The 18336-nt window shown below is 56.1% G+C and carries 17 protein-coding genes; 14 read left to right on the top strand and 3 right to left on the bottom strand.

Annotated elements, in window-relative coordinates; translation table 11 throughout:
* From dnaA to gyrB, 4 genes are all read left to right on the top strand, one after another.
* Complete coding sequence (gene dnaA / locus ACXKZG_RS00005) at positions 1-1392, top strand: chromosomal replication initiator protein DnaA (RefSeq protein WP_013204566.1); 1392 nt, start codon at positions 1-3, stop codon at positions 1390-1392.
* 4 nt (positions 1393-1396) lie between these two features.
* Positions 1397-2497, top strand: a complete 1101-nt coding sequence (gene dnaN / locus ACXKZG_RS00010; RefSeq protein ID WP_013204565.1) for a DNA polymerase III subunit beta — start codon at positions 1397-1399, stop codon at positions 2495-2497.
* A 188-nt stretch (positions 2498-2685) separates the two neighbouring features.
* Positions 2686-3771, top strand: coding sequence for a DNA replication/repair protein RecF (gene recF, locus ACXKZG_RS00015; RefSeq protein ID WP_013204564.1), 1086 nt, complete (start codon positions 2686-2688; stop codon positions 3769-3771).
* Between the two features lie 17 nt (positions 3772-3788).
* Positions 3789-6197 carry a DNA topoisomerase (ATP-hydrolyzing) subunit B gene (gene gyrB / locus ACXKZG_RS00020; protein ID WP_013204563.1) on the top strand — a complete coding sequence of 803 codons (2409 nt, stop codon included), beginning with the start codon at positions 3789-3791 and terminating at the stop codon, positions 6195-6197.
* Between the two features lie 61 nt (positions 6198-6258).
* Here gyrB and ACXKZG_RS00025 read toward each other — a convergent pair whose 3' ends face one another.
* Positions 6259-6867: a helix-turn-helix domain-containing protein gene (locus ACXKZG_RS00025; RefSeq protein ID WP_488875499.1), complete on the bottom strand. Its 609-nt coding sequence runs from the start codon at positions 6865-6867 to the stop codon at positions 6259-6261.
* Positions 6868-7051: 184 nt separating this feature from the next.
* Here ACXKZG_RS00025 and yidA point away from each other — a divergent pair, with 184 nt between their 5' ends.
* The 8 genes from yidA (at position 7052) to ACXKZG_RS00065 (ending at position 15220) form a co-directional block, all read left to right on the top strand.
* Positions 7052-7861 carry a sugar-phosphatase gene (yidA, locus tag ACXKZG_RS00030; protein WP_013204561.1) on the top strand — a complete coding sequence of 270 codons (810 nt, stop codon included), beginning with the start codon at positions 7052-7054 and terminating at the stop codon, positions 7859-7861.
* 177 nt (positions 7862-8038) lie between these two features.
* Positions 8039-8734 carry a FadR/GntR family transcriptional regulator gene (locus ACXKZG_RS00035; RefSeq protein WP_053141078.1) on the top strand — a complete coding sequence of 232 codons (696 nt, stop codon included), beginning with the start codon at positions 8039-8041 and terminating at the stop codon, positions 8732-8734.
* Entirely contained in the window at positions 8731-9612 is an 882-nt protein-coding gene (locus tag ACXKZG_RS00040; protein WP_488875500.1) for a 2-dehydro-3-deoxygalactonokinase, read from the top strand. The genes ACXKZG_RS00035 and ACXKZG_RS00040 overlap by 4 nt, the downstream gene beginning before the upstream one ends.
* On the top strand, positions 9596-10213 hold the full coding sequence (locus tag ACXKZG_RS00045) for a 2-dehydro-3-deoxy-6-phosphogalactonate aldolase (RefSeq protein WP_471720775.1): 618 nt from the start codon (positions 9596-9598) through the stop codon (positions 10211-10213). The genes ACXKZG_RS00040 and ACXKZG_RS00045 overlap by 17 nt, the downstream gene beginning before the upstream one ends.
* Positions 10210-11358 (top strand): galactonate dehydratase, encoded by a 1149-nt coding sequence (gene dgoD, locus ACXKZG_RS00050; RefSeq protein ID WP_013204557.1) that lies wholly within the window; start codon positions 10210-10212, stop codon positions 11356-11358. Before ACXKZG_RS00045 ends, dgoD begins: the two co-directional genes overlap by 4 nt.
* A gap of 294 nt (positions 11359-11652) precedes the next feature.
* Complete coding sequence (locus ACXKZG_RS00055; RefSeq protein ID WP_013204556.1) at positions 11653-12966, top strand: MFS transporter; 1314 nt, start codon at positions 11653-11655, stop codon at positions 12964-12966.
* Between the two features lies 1 nt (position 12967).
* Positions 12968-13909: a 2-hydroxyacid dehydrogenase gene (locus ACXKZG_RS00060; RefSeq protein WP_346568287.1), complete on the top strand. Its 942-nt coding sequence runs from the start codon at positions 12968-12970 to the stop codon at positions 13907-13909.
* Between the two features lie 42 nt (positions 13910-13951).
* Positions 13952-15220 carry a YidR family protein gene (locus ACXKZG_RS00065; protein ID WP_134824835.1) on the top strand — a complete coding sequence of 423 codons (1269 nt, stop codon included), beginning with the start codon at positions 13952-13954 and terminating at the stop codon, positions 15218-15220.
* Positions 15221-15234: 14 nt separating this feature from the next.
* Here the strand turns inward: ACXKZG_RS00065 and ACXKZG_RS00070 are convergent, their stop codons facing one another.
* Complete coding sequence (locus tag ACXKZG_RS00070; protein ID WP_488876297.1) at positions 15235-15603, bottom strand: YceK/YidQ family lipoprotein; 369 nt, start codon at positions 15601-15603, stop codon at positions 15235-15237.
* Between the two features lie 253 nt (positions 15604-15856).
* Complete coding sequence (locus ACXKZG_RS00075; RefSeq protein ID WP_105760536.1) at positions 15857-17107, bottom strand: valine--pyruvate transaminase; 1251 nt, start codon at positions 17105-17107, stop codon at positions 15857-15859.
* On the opposite strand from ACXKZG_RS00075, the gene ACXKZG_RS00080 reads away from it, so the two are divergent.
* Complete coding sequence (locus ACXKZG_RS00080; protein WP_162096470.1) at positions 17069-17266, top strand: hypothetical protein; 198 nt, start codon at positions 17069-17071, stop codon at positions 17264-17266. The genes ACXKZG_RS00075 and ACXKZG_RS00080 overlap by 39 nt on opposite strands.
* A gap of 303 nt (positions 17267-17569) precedes the next feature.
* On the top strand, positions 17570-18331 hold the full coding sequence (kduD, locus tag ACXKZG_RS00085) for a 2-dehydro-3-deoxy-D-gluconate 5-dehydrogenase KduD (RefSeq protein ID WP_346600372.1): 762 nt from the start codon (positions 17570-17572) through the stop codon (positions 18329-18331).
* Positions 18332-18336 lie beyond the last annotated feature (5 nt).

Genomic DNA, 18336 nt, shown 5'->3' on the forward strand with positions numbered 1-18336 from the left:
GTGTCACTTACGCTATGGCAACAGTGTCTTGCCCGTTTGCAGGATGAACTACCTGCCACCGAATTCAGCATGTGGATACGCCCACTGCAGGCCGAATTGAACGACAACACGTTGGCCTTGTATGCACCAAACCGGTTTGTACTCGATTGGGTTCGGGATAAATACCTCAATAATATTAATGGCCTGCTGAATGATTTCTGCGGCACGGATGTACCGTTGCTGCGTTTTGAAGTGGGCAGCAAGCCGGTGACACGTCAGATCAGCCAGCCGGTGATGGCCAGCGCCCATGCCAGTGCACCGGTGCAGGGTTCGCGCCCCGTGCATACCCGCCCAAGCTGGGACAGCATGCCGGCACCGGCGGAGCTCTCTTATCGCTCGAACGTCAACACCAAGCACAACTTTGATAACTTCGTTGAAGGTAAATCAAACCAGTTAGCCCGTGCGGCTGCGCGTCAGGTGGCGGACAATCCTGGCGGCGCTTATAACCCTTTATTCCTCTATGGCGGCACCGGTCTGGGTAAAACCCACCTGTTGCACGCGGTAGGTAATGGCATCATGGCGCGTAAACCCAATGCCAAAGTGGTTTACATGCACTCCGAGCGCTTTGTACAGGACATGGTCAAGGCGCTGCAGAACAACGCCATTGAAGAGTTCAAACGCTACTACCGTTCGGTCGATGCGTTGCTGATCGATGACATTCAGTTCTTTGCCAATAAAGAACGATCTCAGGAAGAGTTTTTCCACACCTTTAATGCGTTGCTGGAAGGCAACCAACAGATCATTCTGACCTCGGATCGCTATCCGAAAGAGATCAACGGTGTGGAAGATCGTCTGAAGTCGCGCTTTGGCTGGGGACTGACCGTGGCGATCGAGCCGCCAGAACTGGAAACGCGCGTGGCGATCCTGATGAAAAAAGCCGATGAAAACGACATCCGCCTGCCGGGTGAAGTGGCTTTCTTTATTGCCAAGCGTTTACGATCCAACGTGCGTGAGTTAGAAGGCGCGTTGAACCGCGTGATTGCCAACGCCAACTTTACCGGCCGGGCGATTACCATTGATTTTGTGCGGGAAGCTCTGCGCGATCTGCTGGCGCTTCAGGAGAAGTTGGTCACCATCGACAACATCCAGAAGACAGTGGCAGAGTATTACAAAATCAAAGTGGCTGATTTGCTCTCCAAGCGGCGTTCCCGCTCGGTGGCCCGCCCACGCCAGATGGCGATGGCAATGGCGAAAGAATTGACCAACCACAGTTTACCGGAAATCGGTGATGCTTTCGGGGGTCGTGACCATACCACGGTGCTGCATGCCTGTCGTAAAATCGAGCAGCTGCGTGAAGAAAGTCACGATATTAAAGAAGATTTCTCAAATCTAATCAGAACATTATCTTCCTGACGCTATGAAATTTATTGTAGAACGCGAGCATTTACTCAAGCCATTACAGCAGGTCAGCAGCCCACTGGGCGGACGGCCGACCTTACCTATCCTCGGCAACCTGCTGTTACAGGTCAATGAAGGCAGCCTGTTGCTGACCGGCACGGATCTGGAGATGGAAATGGTGGCCCGTGTCGCGCTGACACAGGAACACGAACCTGGCGCCACGACGGTGCCAGCCCGTAAGTTTTTCGATATCTGCCGTGGCCTGCCTGAAGGCGCGGAGATTACCGTGATGCTGGACGGCGAAAGAATGCTGGTGCGCTCCGGCCGCAGCCGTTTCTCGCTTTCCACGCTGCCGGCCAGCGACTTCCCGAATCTGGATGACTGGACCAGCGAAGTGGAATTTACGCTGCCGCAGGCCACGCTGAAGCGCCTGATCGAAGCGACCCAGTTCTCGATGGCGCATCAGGATGTGCGTTACTACCTGAACGGCATGCTGTTTGAAACCGAAGGTGAAGAGCTGCGTACCGTGGCCACCGATGGTCACCGTCTGGCGGTCTGTTCGATGCCGGTCGGTCAGCAACTGCCGAGCCATTCGGTGATCGTGCCGCGTAAAGGCGTGATTGAGCTGGTGCGTCTGCTGGATGGTGGCGATACGCCACTGCAGGTGCAGATCGGCAGCAACAATATTCGTGCGCATGTCGGCGACTTTATCTTCACCTCCAAGCTGGTTGATGGCCGTTTCCCGGATTATCGCCGCGTATTGCCGAAGAACCCGGACAAAACGCTGGATGCCGGTTGCGACATTCTTAAGCAAGCTTTTGCCCGTGCGGCGATCCTCTCAAACGAGAAGTTCCGCGGCGTTCGTCTGTATGTCAGCGAAAATCAGCTGAAAATTACCGCGAACAACCCGGAGCAGGAAGAAGCGGAAGAGATGCTGGATGTCACCTACGGCGGCACCGATATGGAAATTGGTTTTAACGTCAGCTACGTACTGGACGTGCTCAATGCGCTGAAGTGTGAAAATGTGCGCCTGCTGCTGACCGACTCCGTTTCCAGCGTACAGATTGAAGATGCAGCCAGCCAGAGCGCGGCCTACGTCGTCATGCCAATGAGGTTGTAGTAGACTATCGGGCTAACTTACTTGTCATTTTGCGCCCGGGCAGTGCTCGCCGTCCTCACGTACTTTAGTACGCTGCGGCGGCTCCGCGCTGGTCGGGTGCAAACTGACTGCGCCGTTGACGCTCTGGCCTGTCGTAAAAAAAGGGCAGGATGCGGCATTATCATCGCCTGTTTTGGAATTCCGTCTGTATGGCTTTAACCCGCCTGCTTATCAAAGACTTTCGTAATATCGAAAATGCGGATCTGGCGCTGGCGCCCGGCTTTAACTTTCTGGTGGGCGCGAACGGCAGTGGCAAAACCAGCGTGCTGGAAGCGATCTATACGCTCGGCCACGGTCGCGCGTTTCGCAGCCTGCAGGCAGGACGGGTTATCCGCCACGAACAGGATGCGTTTGTCCTGCACGGGCGTATTGAAGGCGCCGAGCGCGAAATCTCGGTCGGTCTGACCAAGAATCGCGCCGGAGACAGCAAGGTGCGCATCGACGGCAGCGACGGCCATAAAGTCGCCGAGCTGGCGCAGATGCTGCCGATGCAGCTGATCACGCCGGAAGGTTTTACGCTGCTTAACGGCGGGCCGAAATACCGCCGCGCCTACATCGACTGGGGCTGTTTTCATAATGAACCCGGCTTCTTTACCGCCTGGAGCAACCTGCGCAGGCTGATGAAACAGCGCAATGCCGCCTTGCGTCAGGTGTCACGCTATCAGCAAATCCGCGCCTGGGATCAGGAGCTGGTTCCCCTTGCTGAGCAGATCAGCCGCTGGCGAGCCGCCTACAGCGACGCCATTGCCGAAGATATCAACGCCACCTGCGCGCAGTTTTTACCTGAATTTAAGCTGACCTTCTCTTTCCAGCGCGGCTGGGACAAAGAGACGGAGTACGGCGAACTGCTCGAACGCCAGTTTGAACGCGATCGGGCACTGACTTACACCGCCAGCGGCCCGCACAAAGCGGATTTCCGAATCCGTGCCGACGGGACGCCGGTGGAAGATTTACTGTCACGCGGCCAGTTAAAGCTGCTGATGTGCGCCCTGAGACTGGCGCAGGGTGAGTTTCTCACCCGACAGAATGGGCGACGCTGCCTGTATCTGATAGATGATTTTGCCTCCGAGCTGGATGAGACGCGGCGACAGCTGTTAGCCTCCCGTCTGAAAGCCACGCATGCCCAGGTTTTTGTTAGTGCAATCAGTGCCGAACACGTGTTCGACATGACTGACGAAAAGGGCAAGATGTTCCACGTGGAACAAGGTAAAATAGCGGTTCAACCTGAAGATTAAACGAGCGAGAAACGTTGATGTCGAATTCTTATGACTCCTCAAGTATCAAAGTTCTTAAAGGGCTTGATGCAGTACGCAAGCGCCCGGGTATGTATATCGGCGATACGGATGACGGCACCGGTCTGCATCACATGGTATTCGAGGTCGTGGATAACGCTATCGACGAAGCACTCGCCGGTCACTGTAAAGATATTCTGGTGACTATTCATGCGGATAACTCCGTATCCGTTCAGGATGATGGCCGTGGTATTCCTACCGGCATCCATGAAGAAGAAGGCATTTCTGCGGCAGAAGTGATCATGACCGTGCTGCACGCAGGCGGTAAATTTGATGACAACTCCTATAAAGTTTCCGGTGGTCTGCACGGCGTCGGCGTGTCAGTGGTTAACGCCCTGTCTGAAAAGCTGGAGCTGACCATTCGCCGCGAAGGCAAGGTTCACAATCAGATTTACGTTCATGGCGTGCCACAGGCGCCACTGCACGTGACTGGTGAAACCGATCTGACCGGTACCCGCGTACGTTTCTGGCCAAGCCATCAGACCTTCACCAACGTGACCGATTTCGAATATGAAATCCTCGCCAAGCGTCTGCGTGAGCTGTCGTTCCTGAACTCCGGCGTGTCGATCAAGCTGGAAGACAAGCGTGATGCTCGTCAGGATCACTATCACTACGAAGGCGGCATCAAGGCGTTCGTTGAGTACCTGAACAAGAACAAAACCCCGATTCACCCGAATGTCTTCTATTTCTCGACGGAAAAAGACGGCATTGGCGTGGAAGTGGCGCTGCAGTGGAACGACGGTTTCCAGGAAAACATCTACTGCTTCACCAACAACATCCCACAGCGCGATGGCGGCACGCACCTCGTTGGTTTCCGTACCGCGATGACCCGTACGCTGAACGCCTACATGGATAAAGAAGGCTACAGCAAGAAAGCGAAAGTCAGCGCCACCGGTGACGATGCCCGTGAAGGCCTGATTGCGGTGGTATCGGTGAAAGTGCCGGACCCGAAATTCTCCTCACAGACCAAAGACAAGCTGGTCTCTTCTGAGGTGAAAACAGCGGTTGAGCAGCAGATGAACGAACTGCTGGCGGAATACCTGCTGGAAAACCCGACCGATGCGAAAATCGTGGTCGGTAAAATTATCGATGCGGCCCGTGCCCGTGAAGCGGCCCGTCGTGCGCGTGAAATGACCCGCCGTAAAGGCGCGCTGGATCTGGCAGGTCTGCCAGGCAAACTGGCTGACTGTCAGGAGCGTGACCCGGCGCTGTGCGAAATCTACCTGGTGGAGGGTGACTCTGCAGGCGGATCCGCCAAGCAGGGACGTAACCGTAAAAACCAGGCGATCCTGCCGTTGAAAGGTAAAATCCTCAACGTTGAGAAAGCGCGCTTCGATAAGATGCTCGCCTCGCAGGAAGTTGCCACGCTGATCACCGCGCTGGGCTGCGGCATCGGCCGTGACGAATACAACCCGGACAAACTGCGTTATCACAGCATCATTATCATGACCGATGCCGACGTGGATGGTTCGCACATCCGTACGCTGCTGCTGACCTTCTTCTACCGCCAGATGCCGGAAATCATCGAGCGTGGCCATGTCTATATTGCCCAGCCACCGCTGTACAAAGTGAAGAAAGGCAAGCAGGAGCAGTACATCAAGGATGATGACGCGATGGATCAGTACCAAATCGCGATCGCGCTGGATGGCGCAACCCTGCACACCAATGCCGAAGCACCGGCACTGGGCGGCGCGCCGCTGGAAACGCTGGTGTCAGAATTCAACAGCACCCGTAAAATGATCAAACGTATGGAGCGCCGTTATCCGGTAGCCCTGCTGAACTCGCTGATCTACCACTCAACGCTGAGCGACCTGTCTGAACAGGCGACGGTACAGAGCTGGATTGACGGGCTGATTGTGATGCTGAACGAGAAAGAGCAGCACGGTAGCTCTTACAGCGGTCTGGTGCGTGAGAATCTGGAACAGCATATCTTCGAGCCGATTGTTCGCATCCGTACCCACGGCGTGGACACCGATTATCCTCTGGATAACGAATTCGTCTCCGGCGGTGAATACCGTAAGATCTGCGCGCTGGGTGAAAAACTGCGTGGCCTGATCGAAGAAGATGCCTTCATCGAACGTGGCGAGCGCCGTCAGCCGATCGAGAGCTTCGAGCAGGCGATGGACTGGCTGGTGAAAGAGTCACGTCGTGGCCTGACGGTTCAGCGCTACAAAGGTCTGGGTGAGATGAACCCGGAGCAGCTGTGGGAAACCACCATGGATCCAGACAGCCGCCGTATGCTGCGTGTGACGGTGAAAGATGCGATTGCCGCTGACCAGCTGTTTACCACGCTGATGGGCGATGCGGTTGAACCGCGTCGTGCCTTTATCGAAGAGAATGCGCTGCGTGCAGCGAACATCGATATTTAACGCGTACTGAGTCACAAGAAAGGCAGATCCCAGGATCTGCCTTTTTTTATGGCCGTTGTCTCTAGGGCGGATTCCCCCCCACTAACGCATAACGGTAAAACTCACTGTTATTTTTCATGCCGAGCTTACGCATTACCGCACGTTTATGGGTGCTGATGGTTTTGACACTCAGACTGGTCAGACGCGAAATATCAGTAAGTGACAGACCCAGACGCGTATATTTGACTACCATAGCTTGTTGTTTGCTAAGGGTAATCGGATCCTGGGTGCCACAATAGCGGGGATCGTAAAAGGGTGATGAAGCCGAACCGCGGGCATTTTTATAGCTGAACAGTTCAACCAGCCGTTGCCTCGAATCACGTTGGGTCACCTGATATTTATGTTGCTGGCAGGAACGGTTCTCTGCATGGCACGCTGCGGCCAGCCAGATCGACAGGCAACGCTCCCTGGACGGATCCTCTGATTCCTGAAGCGATTTTGCCCGAGATTTTTTACCTGGTATTAACTTAAATTCATCGGTGAGGATGATATTTGCTGTGAGTAACTCTCTGTTAGCATCCGCCACCAAAAACACCGGATTTCCCTCATATTGCGGGAGCCAGGCTTCCTGGATAAGACCGATTGCACCCGAGATAAAAAAACTATCTTTACTGACGATGACAATATTCATTCTGTTTCCTCCTTGAATGTCACGCTCGGTTATCATCTCACATTTGTTCAAAAACCACACATCGAATAAATTTGCCTTTAGGTGCCGTTCCCGACGGGTTTTAGCGATATGCCGTTTGTTCGGGCTGGTCAATGCGAGCTGAATCGCGCTAGCATGAAGCAAACCGTTAGCTGACGAGGACGTTATGGCAATAAAATTGATTGCGATTGATATGGATGGCACCCTGCTAAACCCACAGCATGAAGTGACTCCCGGGGTAAAAAAGGCGATTCAGGCCGCCCGTGAGAAAGGTGTTTCTGTGGTACTGGCCACCGGCCGGCCGTTTATCGGCGTGCAGCGTTACCTGATGGAGCTGGATTTACAGCACGAAGGGCAATACTGCATCACCAATAACGGCGCGCTGGTTCAGCAGGCGGCTACCGGTGAGTGCGTGGCGGAAGCGACGTTAACCCACGATGACTACCTCTATTTTGAAAAGCTGGCGCGTGAGCTGGGCGTTCACTTCCAGGCGCTGACCAAATCCGAGCTGTATACCGCCAATAAAGACATCAGCGCGTTCACCGTGCATGAGTCATTCCTGACCGGCATTCCGCTGCACTATCGTGCGGTTGAAGAGATGGACAGCAGCATGACCTTCCCGAAAGTTATGATGATCGATCCGCCTGAAATCCTCGACAAGGCCATTGCCCGCCTGCCGGAGGAAGCGCGTGAGCGCGCCACGATCATGAAAAGCTCGCCTTACTACCTTGAAATCCTGAATAAAAAGGTGAATAAAGGCGCGGGCGTTAAGGCGCTTGCCGACCGTCTCGGCCTGTCCCGTGATGAAGTGATGGCCATCGGCGATCAGGAAAACGACATGGCGATGCTGGAATTTGCCGGCACCGGCGTGGCGATGGGAAATGGCATTGAATCGGTCAAAGCTATCGCCCAGTTTGTCACCAAAACCAACCTGGAAGACGGCGTGGCCTATGCCATCGAGAAGTTTGTGCTGTAATGCCTGACCCAGCGTCCCGGCCATTCCGGGACGTTTCTCTTCCTTCGCATCCCTCCCTGATTTCTCCTGCTTCCCCCGATCTGCCTCGGGTGGATTGTCTTTTTTGTGATCTGGATTGTAGTACAACCTGAGTTATGGGTACTACAATGGCCCCTTCGCTATTCTCCATGGAACATCATGAAAGACGACCTCAGCAAAACGGACCGTATCATTCTGACCCTCGGCGAAGAGGTGGTAGCGGGCAAATATGCGCCCGGTGCCTCATTGCCGGCAGAAGCTGAGCTTTGCGAGCAGTTCAGCACCTCGCGCAATATCATTCGCGAAGTGTACCGATCGCTGATGGCCAAGCGGCTGATAGAGATGAAACGCTATCGCGGCGCCTTTGTGACCCCGCGCAGCCAGTGGAACTTCCTCGACAGCGACGTGCTGCAATGGTCGCTGAAGCACGATCAGGATCCGCGCCTGATTGCCGCGATGAGCGAAGTGCGCAACCTGGTGGAACCGCAAATTGCGCGCTGGTCTGCCGAGCGGGCCACCTCGCGGGATTTAGCCAACATCGAAGCGGCGCTGAACGATATGGTCACGCACCACCGCGACCGCGAAGCTTTTAATCAGGCCGATATTCGCTATCACGAAGCGGTGCTGGAATCGGTGCATAACCCGGTGCTTCAGCAGCTTAGCGTGGCCATCAGTTCGCTGCAGTTAGCGGTGTTTGAACGCACTTACATGCCTGATAGCGGCAATATGCCCAATACATTGCAGGAGCATAAAGCGCTGTTTGACGCCATTCGCCATCAGAAGCCGGATGAGGCTGAACAGGCGGCACTGACGATGATCGCCAGTTCAACCCGACGACTAAAGGACATCACGTGACCCGCTATATCGCTATCGACTGGGGTTCCACCAACCTGCGTGCCTGGTATTACCGTGAAGGCATCTGCCAGGAGGAACGTCGTTCTGAATCCGGCATCACCCGGCTGAACGGCCGCACGCCGGCAGAGGTCTTTGCCCGCGTGACCGAAGGCTGGCCGGTGGACGACGTGCCGGTGGTGATGGCCGGCATGGTGGGCAGTAACGCCGGCTGGTTAAGCGTGCCCTATCTGCCTTGTCCGGTCGCGCTGGCGGATATCGCGTCGCGCCTGACCAGGGTGGATGGCCTCGCCTGGATTGTGCCGGGGCTGAGCATCGACCGCCGCGATAACGTCAATGTGATGCGCGGCGAAGAAACGCAGTTGCTCGGTGCCGCGCAACGGCATCCCGCGTCACATTACGTGATGCCGGGCACGCACTCAAAATGGGTAAGGGCAGATGGCGGCAAGATTGTTGATTTTCGTACGGTGATCACCGGCGAACTGCACCATATTCTGCTCAATCATTCGCTGGTGGGTGCCGGTTTACCCGCACAACAGCCGGATGCCGAAGCGTTCCGTCAGGGGCTGGAAACCGGCGCTAACGACCGCAGCATTCTCAGCAGACTGTTTGAGGTGCGCGCGGCCCATGTGCTGGGCACGCGTCCGCGGGAATCGGTCAGCGAGTTTCTTTCCGGCCTGTTGATTGGTCATGAAGTTGCGCTGATGAAAGAGACCTTTATGCCGGGTGAAACGGCGCCGATCACCCTTATCGCCGGCAGTTCACTGGCCGATCGCTATCAGCAGGCGATGACCTTAAGTGGACTATCGGCCCATTTGCTGGAAGGCGACACCGCCTTCCAATACGGAATCAGGAGTATCGCCGATGAACTGGTCAACTAAGCTGCCGCTAATCGCTATTCTGCGCGGCATTCGCCCGGAAGAGGCTGAGGAGCATGTCGCCGCGCTGATTGATGCCGGTTTCGATGCCATTGAAATCCCACTGAATTCGCCAGACTGGGAAATGAGCATTGCCAACATGGTGACGACTTTTGGCCATCAGGCGCTGATCGGGGCGGGTACGGTGCTGGAGCCTGAGCAGGTCGATCGCCTGGCCGCCATTAACAGTAAGCTGGTGGTGACGCCCAATACCGATCCCGCCGTGATCCGCCGCGCCGTGGAGCGTGGCATGACGGTGGCCGCAGGCTGCGCCACGGCGTCGGAAGCCTTCGCCGCGCTGAAGGCCGGTGCGCAGGCGCTGAAAATCTTCCCTTCTTCCGCCTTTGGCCCGGATTACATCAAGGCGCTGAAAGCGGTGCTGCCTGCGGATGTGCCGGTGTTCGCCGTAGGCGGCGTCACCCCTGAAAATCTTCATGCGTTTCTGGCTGCCGGTTGCGTGGGCGCTGGGCTGGGCAGCGATCTCTATCGCGCCGGACAGCCGGTAACCCGCACCGCAGCGCAGGCACGCGCGTTCGTTGCCGCCTATAAGGAAGCCGTACAATGAAAATCACCAAATTAACCACCTATCGCCTGCCGCCGCGCTGGATGTTCCTGAAAATTGAAACCGACGAAGGCGTGGTTGGCTGGGGCGAGCCGGTGATTGAAGGGCGGGCAAAAAGCGTCGAAGCGGCGGTACATGAGCTGTCTGAGTATCTGATTGGCCAGGATCCGGCGCGCATTAATGATTTGTGGCAGGTGATGTATCGCGGCGGTTTCTACCGTGGTGGCCCGATCCTGATGAGCGCCATCGCCGGTATCGACCAGGCGTTGTGGGATATCAAAGGCAAGGTGCTGGGCGTGCCGGTCTGGCAGCTGCTCGGTGGCCTGGTGCGTGACAGTATCAAAGCCTACAGCTGGGTGGGCGGCGATCGTCCGGCCGAAGTGATTGATGGCATTAAGAAACTGCGCGAAATCGGCTTTGATACCTTCAAGCTGAACGGCTGCGAAGAGATGGGGATTATCGACAGCTCGCGCAAAGTGGATGCGGCAGTCAACACCGTAGCGCAGATCCGCGAAGCCTTTGGTAACGAGATCGAGTTTGGTCTGGATTTCCACGGACGCGTCAGTGCGCCGATGGCCAAAATCCTGATCAAAGAGCTGGAGCCTTACCGTCCGCTGTTTATTGAAGAGCCGGTGCTGGCGGAGCAGGCGGAATATTACCCGCGGCTGGCGGCCCAGACCCATCTGCCGATTGCGGCGGGAGAAAGGATGTATTCCCGCTTTGAATTTAAACGGGTGCTGGAAGCGGGCGGGCTGGCGATTCTGCAGCCGGATCTCTCCCACGCCGGTGGGATTACCGAGTGCTTTAAGATTGCCGCGATGGCGGAAGCCTATGATGTCGCGCTGGCACCGCACTGTCCGTTGGGACCGATTGCGCTGGCATCCTGCCTGCACGTGGATTTTGTTTCCCGCAATGCGGTATTCCAGGAGCAGAGCATGGGCATTCACTACAATAAAGGCGCGGAATTGCTGGATTATGTGGTGAATAAAGAAGACTTCAATATGAAGGGCGGCCACTTTGCACCGCTGAATAAACCGGGGCTGGGCGTGGAAATTAACGAACAGCTGGTGATTGAACGCAGTCAGCAGGTGCAGGACTGGCGGAATCCTTTGTGGCGGTTCCCGGACGGCTCCGTCGCCGAATGGTAAATCTCCTGCTCCCCTGGCCTTCTGGCGGCGTTCGCTGCGGAAACTGACCCGAATCACTGACTATGGTCAGCTCATCGGGATCGGTTTCCTGGCTGCCTTGCCAGAAAACCAGGGGCCTGGAGATTAACATGGGAGAGAGTTAATTAAAGGCCAAGGCAAAAGAGTAAAAGCTGGGTCTTAGTTAGATAGTGTTATAGCAATAATAATAATGACATACCCTAAAAACTCCGCGTGCGCTGCGGGCGGTGTTTCTGCTGCCCGAATATGGCGATAACGCCCACCGAGGTTATTATTATGACCACCGATCTGTATACCTCTACGCTGAAACAACTGAACGCGAAAATAATTCCGTTTATCGTCATCTGCTATTTTGTGGCGAATCTGGATAAGACCAATATCTCGATTGCCGCGCTGCAAATGAATGCGGATCTGGGGTTGTCTGCCAGTATGTATGGCCTGGGTGTCGGCATGTTTTATATCTCTTATATTCTGTTTGAGATCCCGAGCAATGTGATTATGACCAAAGTCGGTGCGCGCCGCTGGATCGCCCGCATCATGATTACCTGGGGCATTGTCAGTACCGGGATGGCCTTTGTACACAGCGCCAATCAGCTGTACGTGATGCGCTTTTTACTGGGCATGGCAGAAGCCGGGTTTGCCCCAGGCATCATCTATTACATCTCCTGCTGGTTCCCGAAAAGTAACCGCGCCCGTGCGATGTCCTTCTTCTATATGGGCTCGGTTGCCGCCTCCATTATTGGGCTGCCGGTATCGGGTGCGATCCTGAATATGCACGGCATTGCGGAAATTGCCGGATGGCGCTGGCTGTTCGCGCTGGAAGGTATTCCGGCCCTGGTGTTGGGCGTATTGGTACTGTGGCGCCTGCCGGATACACCCGACCATGCGCCCTGGTTAAACCCGGAGCAGAAATCCTGGCTGAAGCAGCGTTTGCAGCAGGACAATGTCGGCGTAGAGATCGGTAAAAATCACGCCTGGTGGAGCGCCTTGAAAGACAAAACGGTGTTGCTGCTGAGCCTGGTGTGGTTCCTGCAGGCCTTTGGCTCCATCGGCATTACGCTGTTTATGCCGCTGATCATCAAAAGTATGGCCGCCGAACAGAGCAACTTCGTTATCAGCCTGCTTTCAGCCGTGCCGTTTGTGATGGCCTGCCTGTTTATGTACCTGAACGGTCGCCATTCTGACAAAACCAACGAACGCTCCTGGCATATGGGGCTGCCGCTGATCTTCTCCGGGCTGGCCCTGGCGGTGGCGATTTATTCCGGCAATCTGGTGGTGTCCTATCTGTTGCTGGTGCTGACCGTCGGCTTTAACTTTGCGCTGACCCCGATTTTCTGGGCGGTCACCACCGAAAAACTGGCCGGTGTGGCGGCGGCTGCCTCCATCGCCTTTATCAATACCGTGGCGAACTTCGTCGGCCTCGGTTTACCGCCGATCCTTGGCAAAATCAAAGACATGACCAACAGCTACCATTACGGTTTGCTGATTGTGGCCGTGGCGCTCATCCTCGGTGGGGTGATCGGCATTATCGTGTCACGCCCTTCGCGTGATGCGCTGAAATCCGTTCCTCACCCTCAGTCAGGTAATTGAAATGAAGAAGAAAGTATTGCAGCTGGCCGGCTTGCCCGCGCCCCTGATGTCCGCCCTGCAGGAAGCGTATGAGGTGGTGGAATACAGCACCCTCAGCGACCGCGATTTTTCCGGCATGGCGGGGGAGTTTGAAGTGGTGCTGACCAACGGCGAAGGGGTGGTGACCCGCCAGCAGATCGCCGCTTTACCGGCCCTCAAGCTGATTGCGGTATTTGGTGTCGGCTATGACGGCGTTGATGTGCAGGCCGCGCGTGATCATCAGGTTAAGGTGAGCCACACGCCGGATGTGCTGACGGAAGACGTCGCTGACCTCGCTATCGGTCTGATGCTGGCCACGTCCCGTCAGATCCCGGCGGCACAGACCTTTATCGAGCAGGGAAAATGGTCGCAGGGGAGCTTTCCATGGACCCGCAAGGTCTCCGGCGCGGCGTTAGGGATTGTCGGGCTGGGACGTATTGGCCAGGCGGTAGCCCAACGCGCGCAGGCATTTGATATGTCGATCGCCTACTGCAACCGTTCGCCGCTGCAAGACGTGGCCTATCGCTATCAGCCTGATGTGGTGGCGCTGGCAAAAGAGTGCGACTTCCTGTTGGTCTGCGCACCCGGTACCGCCAGCAATCGCCATCTGATTAACCGCGACGTGCTGGATGCGCTGGGCCGCGACGGCATTCTGGTCAACGTTGGGCGCGGCAGCGTGGTGGATGAACAGGCGCTGATCGCGGCACTGGATGCCGGCACGCTGGGCGGCGCCGGCCTGGACGTATTCAGCGACGAACCGCGGGTGCCGGCAGCATTACAACACCGGCCAAATGTGGTGCTGACGCCGCATATGGCCAGCGCCACCTGGGCCACGCGCCAGGCGATGTCTCAGCTGGTGCTGGATAACGTGGCCGCATTTTTTAACGGTTCACCGTTGGTCTCGCCAGTACCCGAAAGCCGCTGAATGCATTACCCTTAGCTGCATAGACGGCTAAGGGTAAGCATGATGACAGAGACACAGCTGACGTTTGATCCACGCAATCACCAACTCACCAACATCAACATCTGGACGGCAGACAGCCAGTGGTTGGTGTATGACGTGCGGCCAAATGGCGCCACCTTTACCAGCCTGACCGTTGAGCGGGTTAACCTCAGCGGCCAGACGGAAGTGCTGTATCAGGCCAAAGACGGCGCGCATGTCGGCGTGGTCACCGCCAGCCCCGATTTACCGCCGCGCTATGTGTGCATCCACGGCCCGGAACACCCGGACAGCCAGTGGAAGTATGATTTTCACCATCGCCGTGGCGTCATTATTCAACACGGCCATCTGGAGAATCTGGACGCCTGCGATATCACGCCACCTTTCACCGCCGGCGCGTTGCGGGGCGGCACGCACGTGCATGTCTTCAGCCCTGACGGCTCGCGCCTCAGCTTTACCTATAACGATCATCTGATGCATGAGCTGCACAACGGCGAAGATTTACGTAACGTCGGCGTTGCCGTGCCGCTGCATGCGGTGTGCCCGCCGAAGCAGCATCCCCGCGAATACGATGGCAGCCATTATTGCGTACTGGTGAGCAAAACCACCTCAACACCGGTGGCCGGCAGTGACGATATCAACCGGGCATATGAAGAGGGCTGGGTCGGTGAAGAGGGCTATCTGAAACATGATGGTCACCGTCAGCGCTGGGCGCTGGCCTTTATTGGCGACACGCTGGCAGCAAACGGCGACAAGGTGCCGGAGGTGTTTCTGGTCGATCTGCCGGCGAAAATGGCCGATTACGCGCTGGAGGGCGATGCGCCGCTGGCCGGAACCCCAACCAGCCTGCCTGCGCCGCCGGAAAACGTCTTCCAGCGCCGCCTGACCTTCACCCATCAACGGGCTTATCCTGGCCTGGCAACCGCGCCGCGTCACTGGTTACGCAGTTCGCCTGACGGGCGCGCCATTGCCTTTTTGATGAAAGATGACGCGGGGGTGGTTCAGCTGTGGACGGTTGCGCCAACGGGCGGCGAGCCACGGCAGGTCACCCAGGCGAAGAGTGATATTCAGTCCGCCTTCAGCTGGCATCCGAATGGGCGCACAGTGGCGCTGATCAACGATAACAGCGTGATGCTATGTCATGTGGCGAGCGGCAAGCTGCAGCGTCTGACGGCAAGAACGGACGACGCGCCACTGGCGGATGCGGTGGTCTGTTCGCCGGATGGATTGCATGTGGCCTACCTGCGCAACGTCAACGGCTGGCAACAGGTGTTTGTGGTCAGCGTGGGGGAATAATTTGCCTGACGCCGTTACTGAGGAGGCGTAGTGCTCGGCATTGGGGCCGCCGTGGCGAGGCTTTCGTTAGTGTGGTTTAGCCGCTCGCTTTGCAGCACGCGTTCACGCGGGGAGCTTGCCGTCTGGTCTTTGCCGCTACGATAGTAATCCCATGGCAGCAAAATCGTATCCACTACGGCTGAAAACGGCAGGTCGAGGGCAGCAAGCGGACGCATCACCCAGCCGTTATTGCTGTCTGCAACGGTCGCAGCGCCAGCACGTGTGCCGGAATAGTACCCCTGATCCGGGCCGGCATGGCTCATTATGCTGGAACATCCCGTGGTGCTGACCAGAGAAAGGCAGGCCAGCAGACTGGCACAGCGGCATTTATTTAACACTTTCATCATCATCATCCCTTCAGTCACGGCAACGCCGGCCTGATTGTTATCGTCATGTGCAGGGAGTTCCCGGCCGCTCTGTGGCGACTCATGCACTGGTGCGACGAATTCTTCCCTGAGTGTATGACATTCATCGGCAGATGGTTAAAAAATTTGCGTTTCGATGCCCTGAAAGCCCCGTCGGCGTCACAAATGCGGTTGTGCAGGATGCTGAGGTTTTCGGCCCGCCAAAAGCAAGGGCCGCAGCAGCGGCCCTTTTTTATCCTTCCTGATGCGCCCGCGCGATCTCTTCGGCGAGGATCGCAATTCCCCGTTCGATAGTGTCGTTGTCCGGCACATAGTTCATGCGCATACATTGATGCGTATGTGGCCATTCCTGCTCCAGACCGGGGAAGAAGAAGTGGCCGGGCACCATCAACACGCCGCGCTTTTTCAGCCGCTGATACAGCACTTCGGTTGAAACGGGCAGATCTTTAAACCACAGCCAGAGGAAAATCGCCCCTTCAGGCTTATGGATCAGGCAGCGATCTTCCGACAAATAGCGGCGAATGACGGCAATCGTTTCGGTCACCCGCTGCTGATAGAACGGCTTGATCACCTCTTCCGACAAGCGCAGCAAATCGCCACGCTGGATCATCTCATTGGCGATGGCCGGGCCAATACTGCCGGGCGCCAGGCTGATAATGCCGTTCATATTGCTGATGGCCGAGATCACTTTCTCATCGGCAATGATAATGCCGCAGCGGGCGCCCGGCAGGCCGAGCTTCGACAGGCTCATGCACAGAATAATATTCGGGTTCCACAGCGGTCGCGCTTCGCTAAAGATAATGCCGGGGAAAGGCACGCCATAGGCATTATCAATCAGCAGCGGGATCTGATGCTGTTGCGCCAGCACATCGAGCTTCATCAGCTCTTCGTCGGTGATCACGTTGCCGGTGGGATTGGTCGGGCGTGAGACGCAGATTAGCCCGGTGTCATCGGTGATGTTGAGATGCTCAAAATCAACGTGATATTTAAACTGGCCTTCCGGCAGCATCTCGATATTTGGACGGGTGGAGACAAACAGATCCTCATCCAGCCCGGCATCGGCATAGCCGAGGTATTCCGGTGCCAGCGGGAACAGCACCCGCTTTTTGCTGCCATCGGCGCGACGGCCGGCGTACAGGTTAAACAGATAGAAGAACGCGCTCTGGCTGCCGTTGGTGAGGGCGATATTTTTCGGGCTGATTTCCCAGCCAAGCTGTTCGCGCAGCAGAGTAGAAAGCGACTCCAGCAGCGTGGTTTTTCCGCGCGGGCCATCATAGTTGCACAACGCCTCGGCAAGCTTGCCTTCATCGTGCATCTGTTGCAGCAGCTGCTGGAAATAGTCATTCATTGCGGGGATCTGTGCGGGATTGCCGCCGCCCAGCATCACTGCTCCCGGTGTGCGTAATCCTTCACCCATATCTTCCATCAGGCGCGTAATGCCTGAATGTTGCGTAAATTTGTCACCGAAGGCGGAAAAGCTCATAACGTGTTAACTACTTTGTCTGATCGTGTGGAGGTTTACCTTAACGCCAGCCCAGGCGGGATGCAATCGCACCTCCGTGAAAACGGTAAAGCATTTGTTAAAGCAGGTTTCCTTGCGCGGCCGGGGCATCCTGTGCTGGTCGTCGCTGCCATTAAATAATACCTTAACATTACCTTGAAATAATTAACCGGTAATTAACATGCCGCATTAATAATAAATGAAACAGCGTTTTGTTTTTATGAAAATAACGTATCAATCCCCGTTAATTTCGACGTCGATCACGGTTATCGGGGTTTATCTTTGGCTATAGTGTGCCCTCGATAAATCATCAGGGATGCTTTGCACGCGCTGTTAGACCTCTCTTAATTTTATTCCAGGCTAATCCGATTATTACGGCGGGATTTATTCGCGCCTGAGAGAAAAGGGTGAAAATTAAATTAGCCACTGAAAAGGAAGATCACCATGAGTTTGAATACGTTTAGCTTGCAGGGCCGTGTGGCCATCGTCACCGGCTGCGATACCGGGCTGGGGCAGGGAATGGCCGTCGGGCTGGCCGAGGCGGGCTGCGATATTGTCGGTATTAATATTGTCGAGCCTACTGAAACCCACGGCATGGTGGCAGGACTGGGTCGTCGCTTTCTGAGCCTGACCGCCGATCTGGGACAGATTGAGTGCCTTGCCGGTCTGGTAGAAACTGCGGTCGCCGAATTCGGCAGGGTCGATATTTTGGTCAATAACGCCGGCATCATCCGTCGCGAAGATGCGATCAACTTCAGCGAAAAAGACTGGGACGACGTGATGAACCTGAACATTAAATCGGTGTTCTTTATGTCCCAGACGGTGGCGAAACAGTTTATTAAGCAGGGTCTCGGCGGCAAAATCGTCAATATTGCCTCAATGCTCTCTTATCAGGGCGGGATCAGGGTGCCTTCTTACACCGCGTCGAAAAGCGCGGTTATGGGCGTGACGCGTCTGTTGGCGAATGAGTGGGCGAAGCACGGCATCAACGTCAATGCGATTGCGCCGGGCTATATGGCGACCAACAATACGCAGCAGCTGCGGGCGGATGAAAAGCGCAACGGTGAAATCGTTGACCGCATTCCGGCCAGCCGCTGGGGACGTCCTGAAGATATGAAAGGGCCAGTAGTGTTTCTGGCCTCGCCCGCTTCAGACTATGTGCATGGCTACACGCTGGCGGTCGATGGCGGTTGGCTGGCACGCTAAGGGGT

The sequence above is a fragment of the Erwinia sp. 2186 genome (assembly GCF_057812255.1).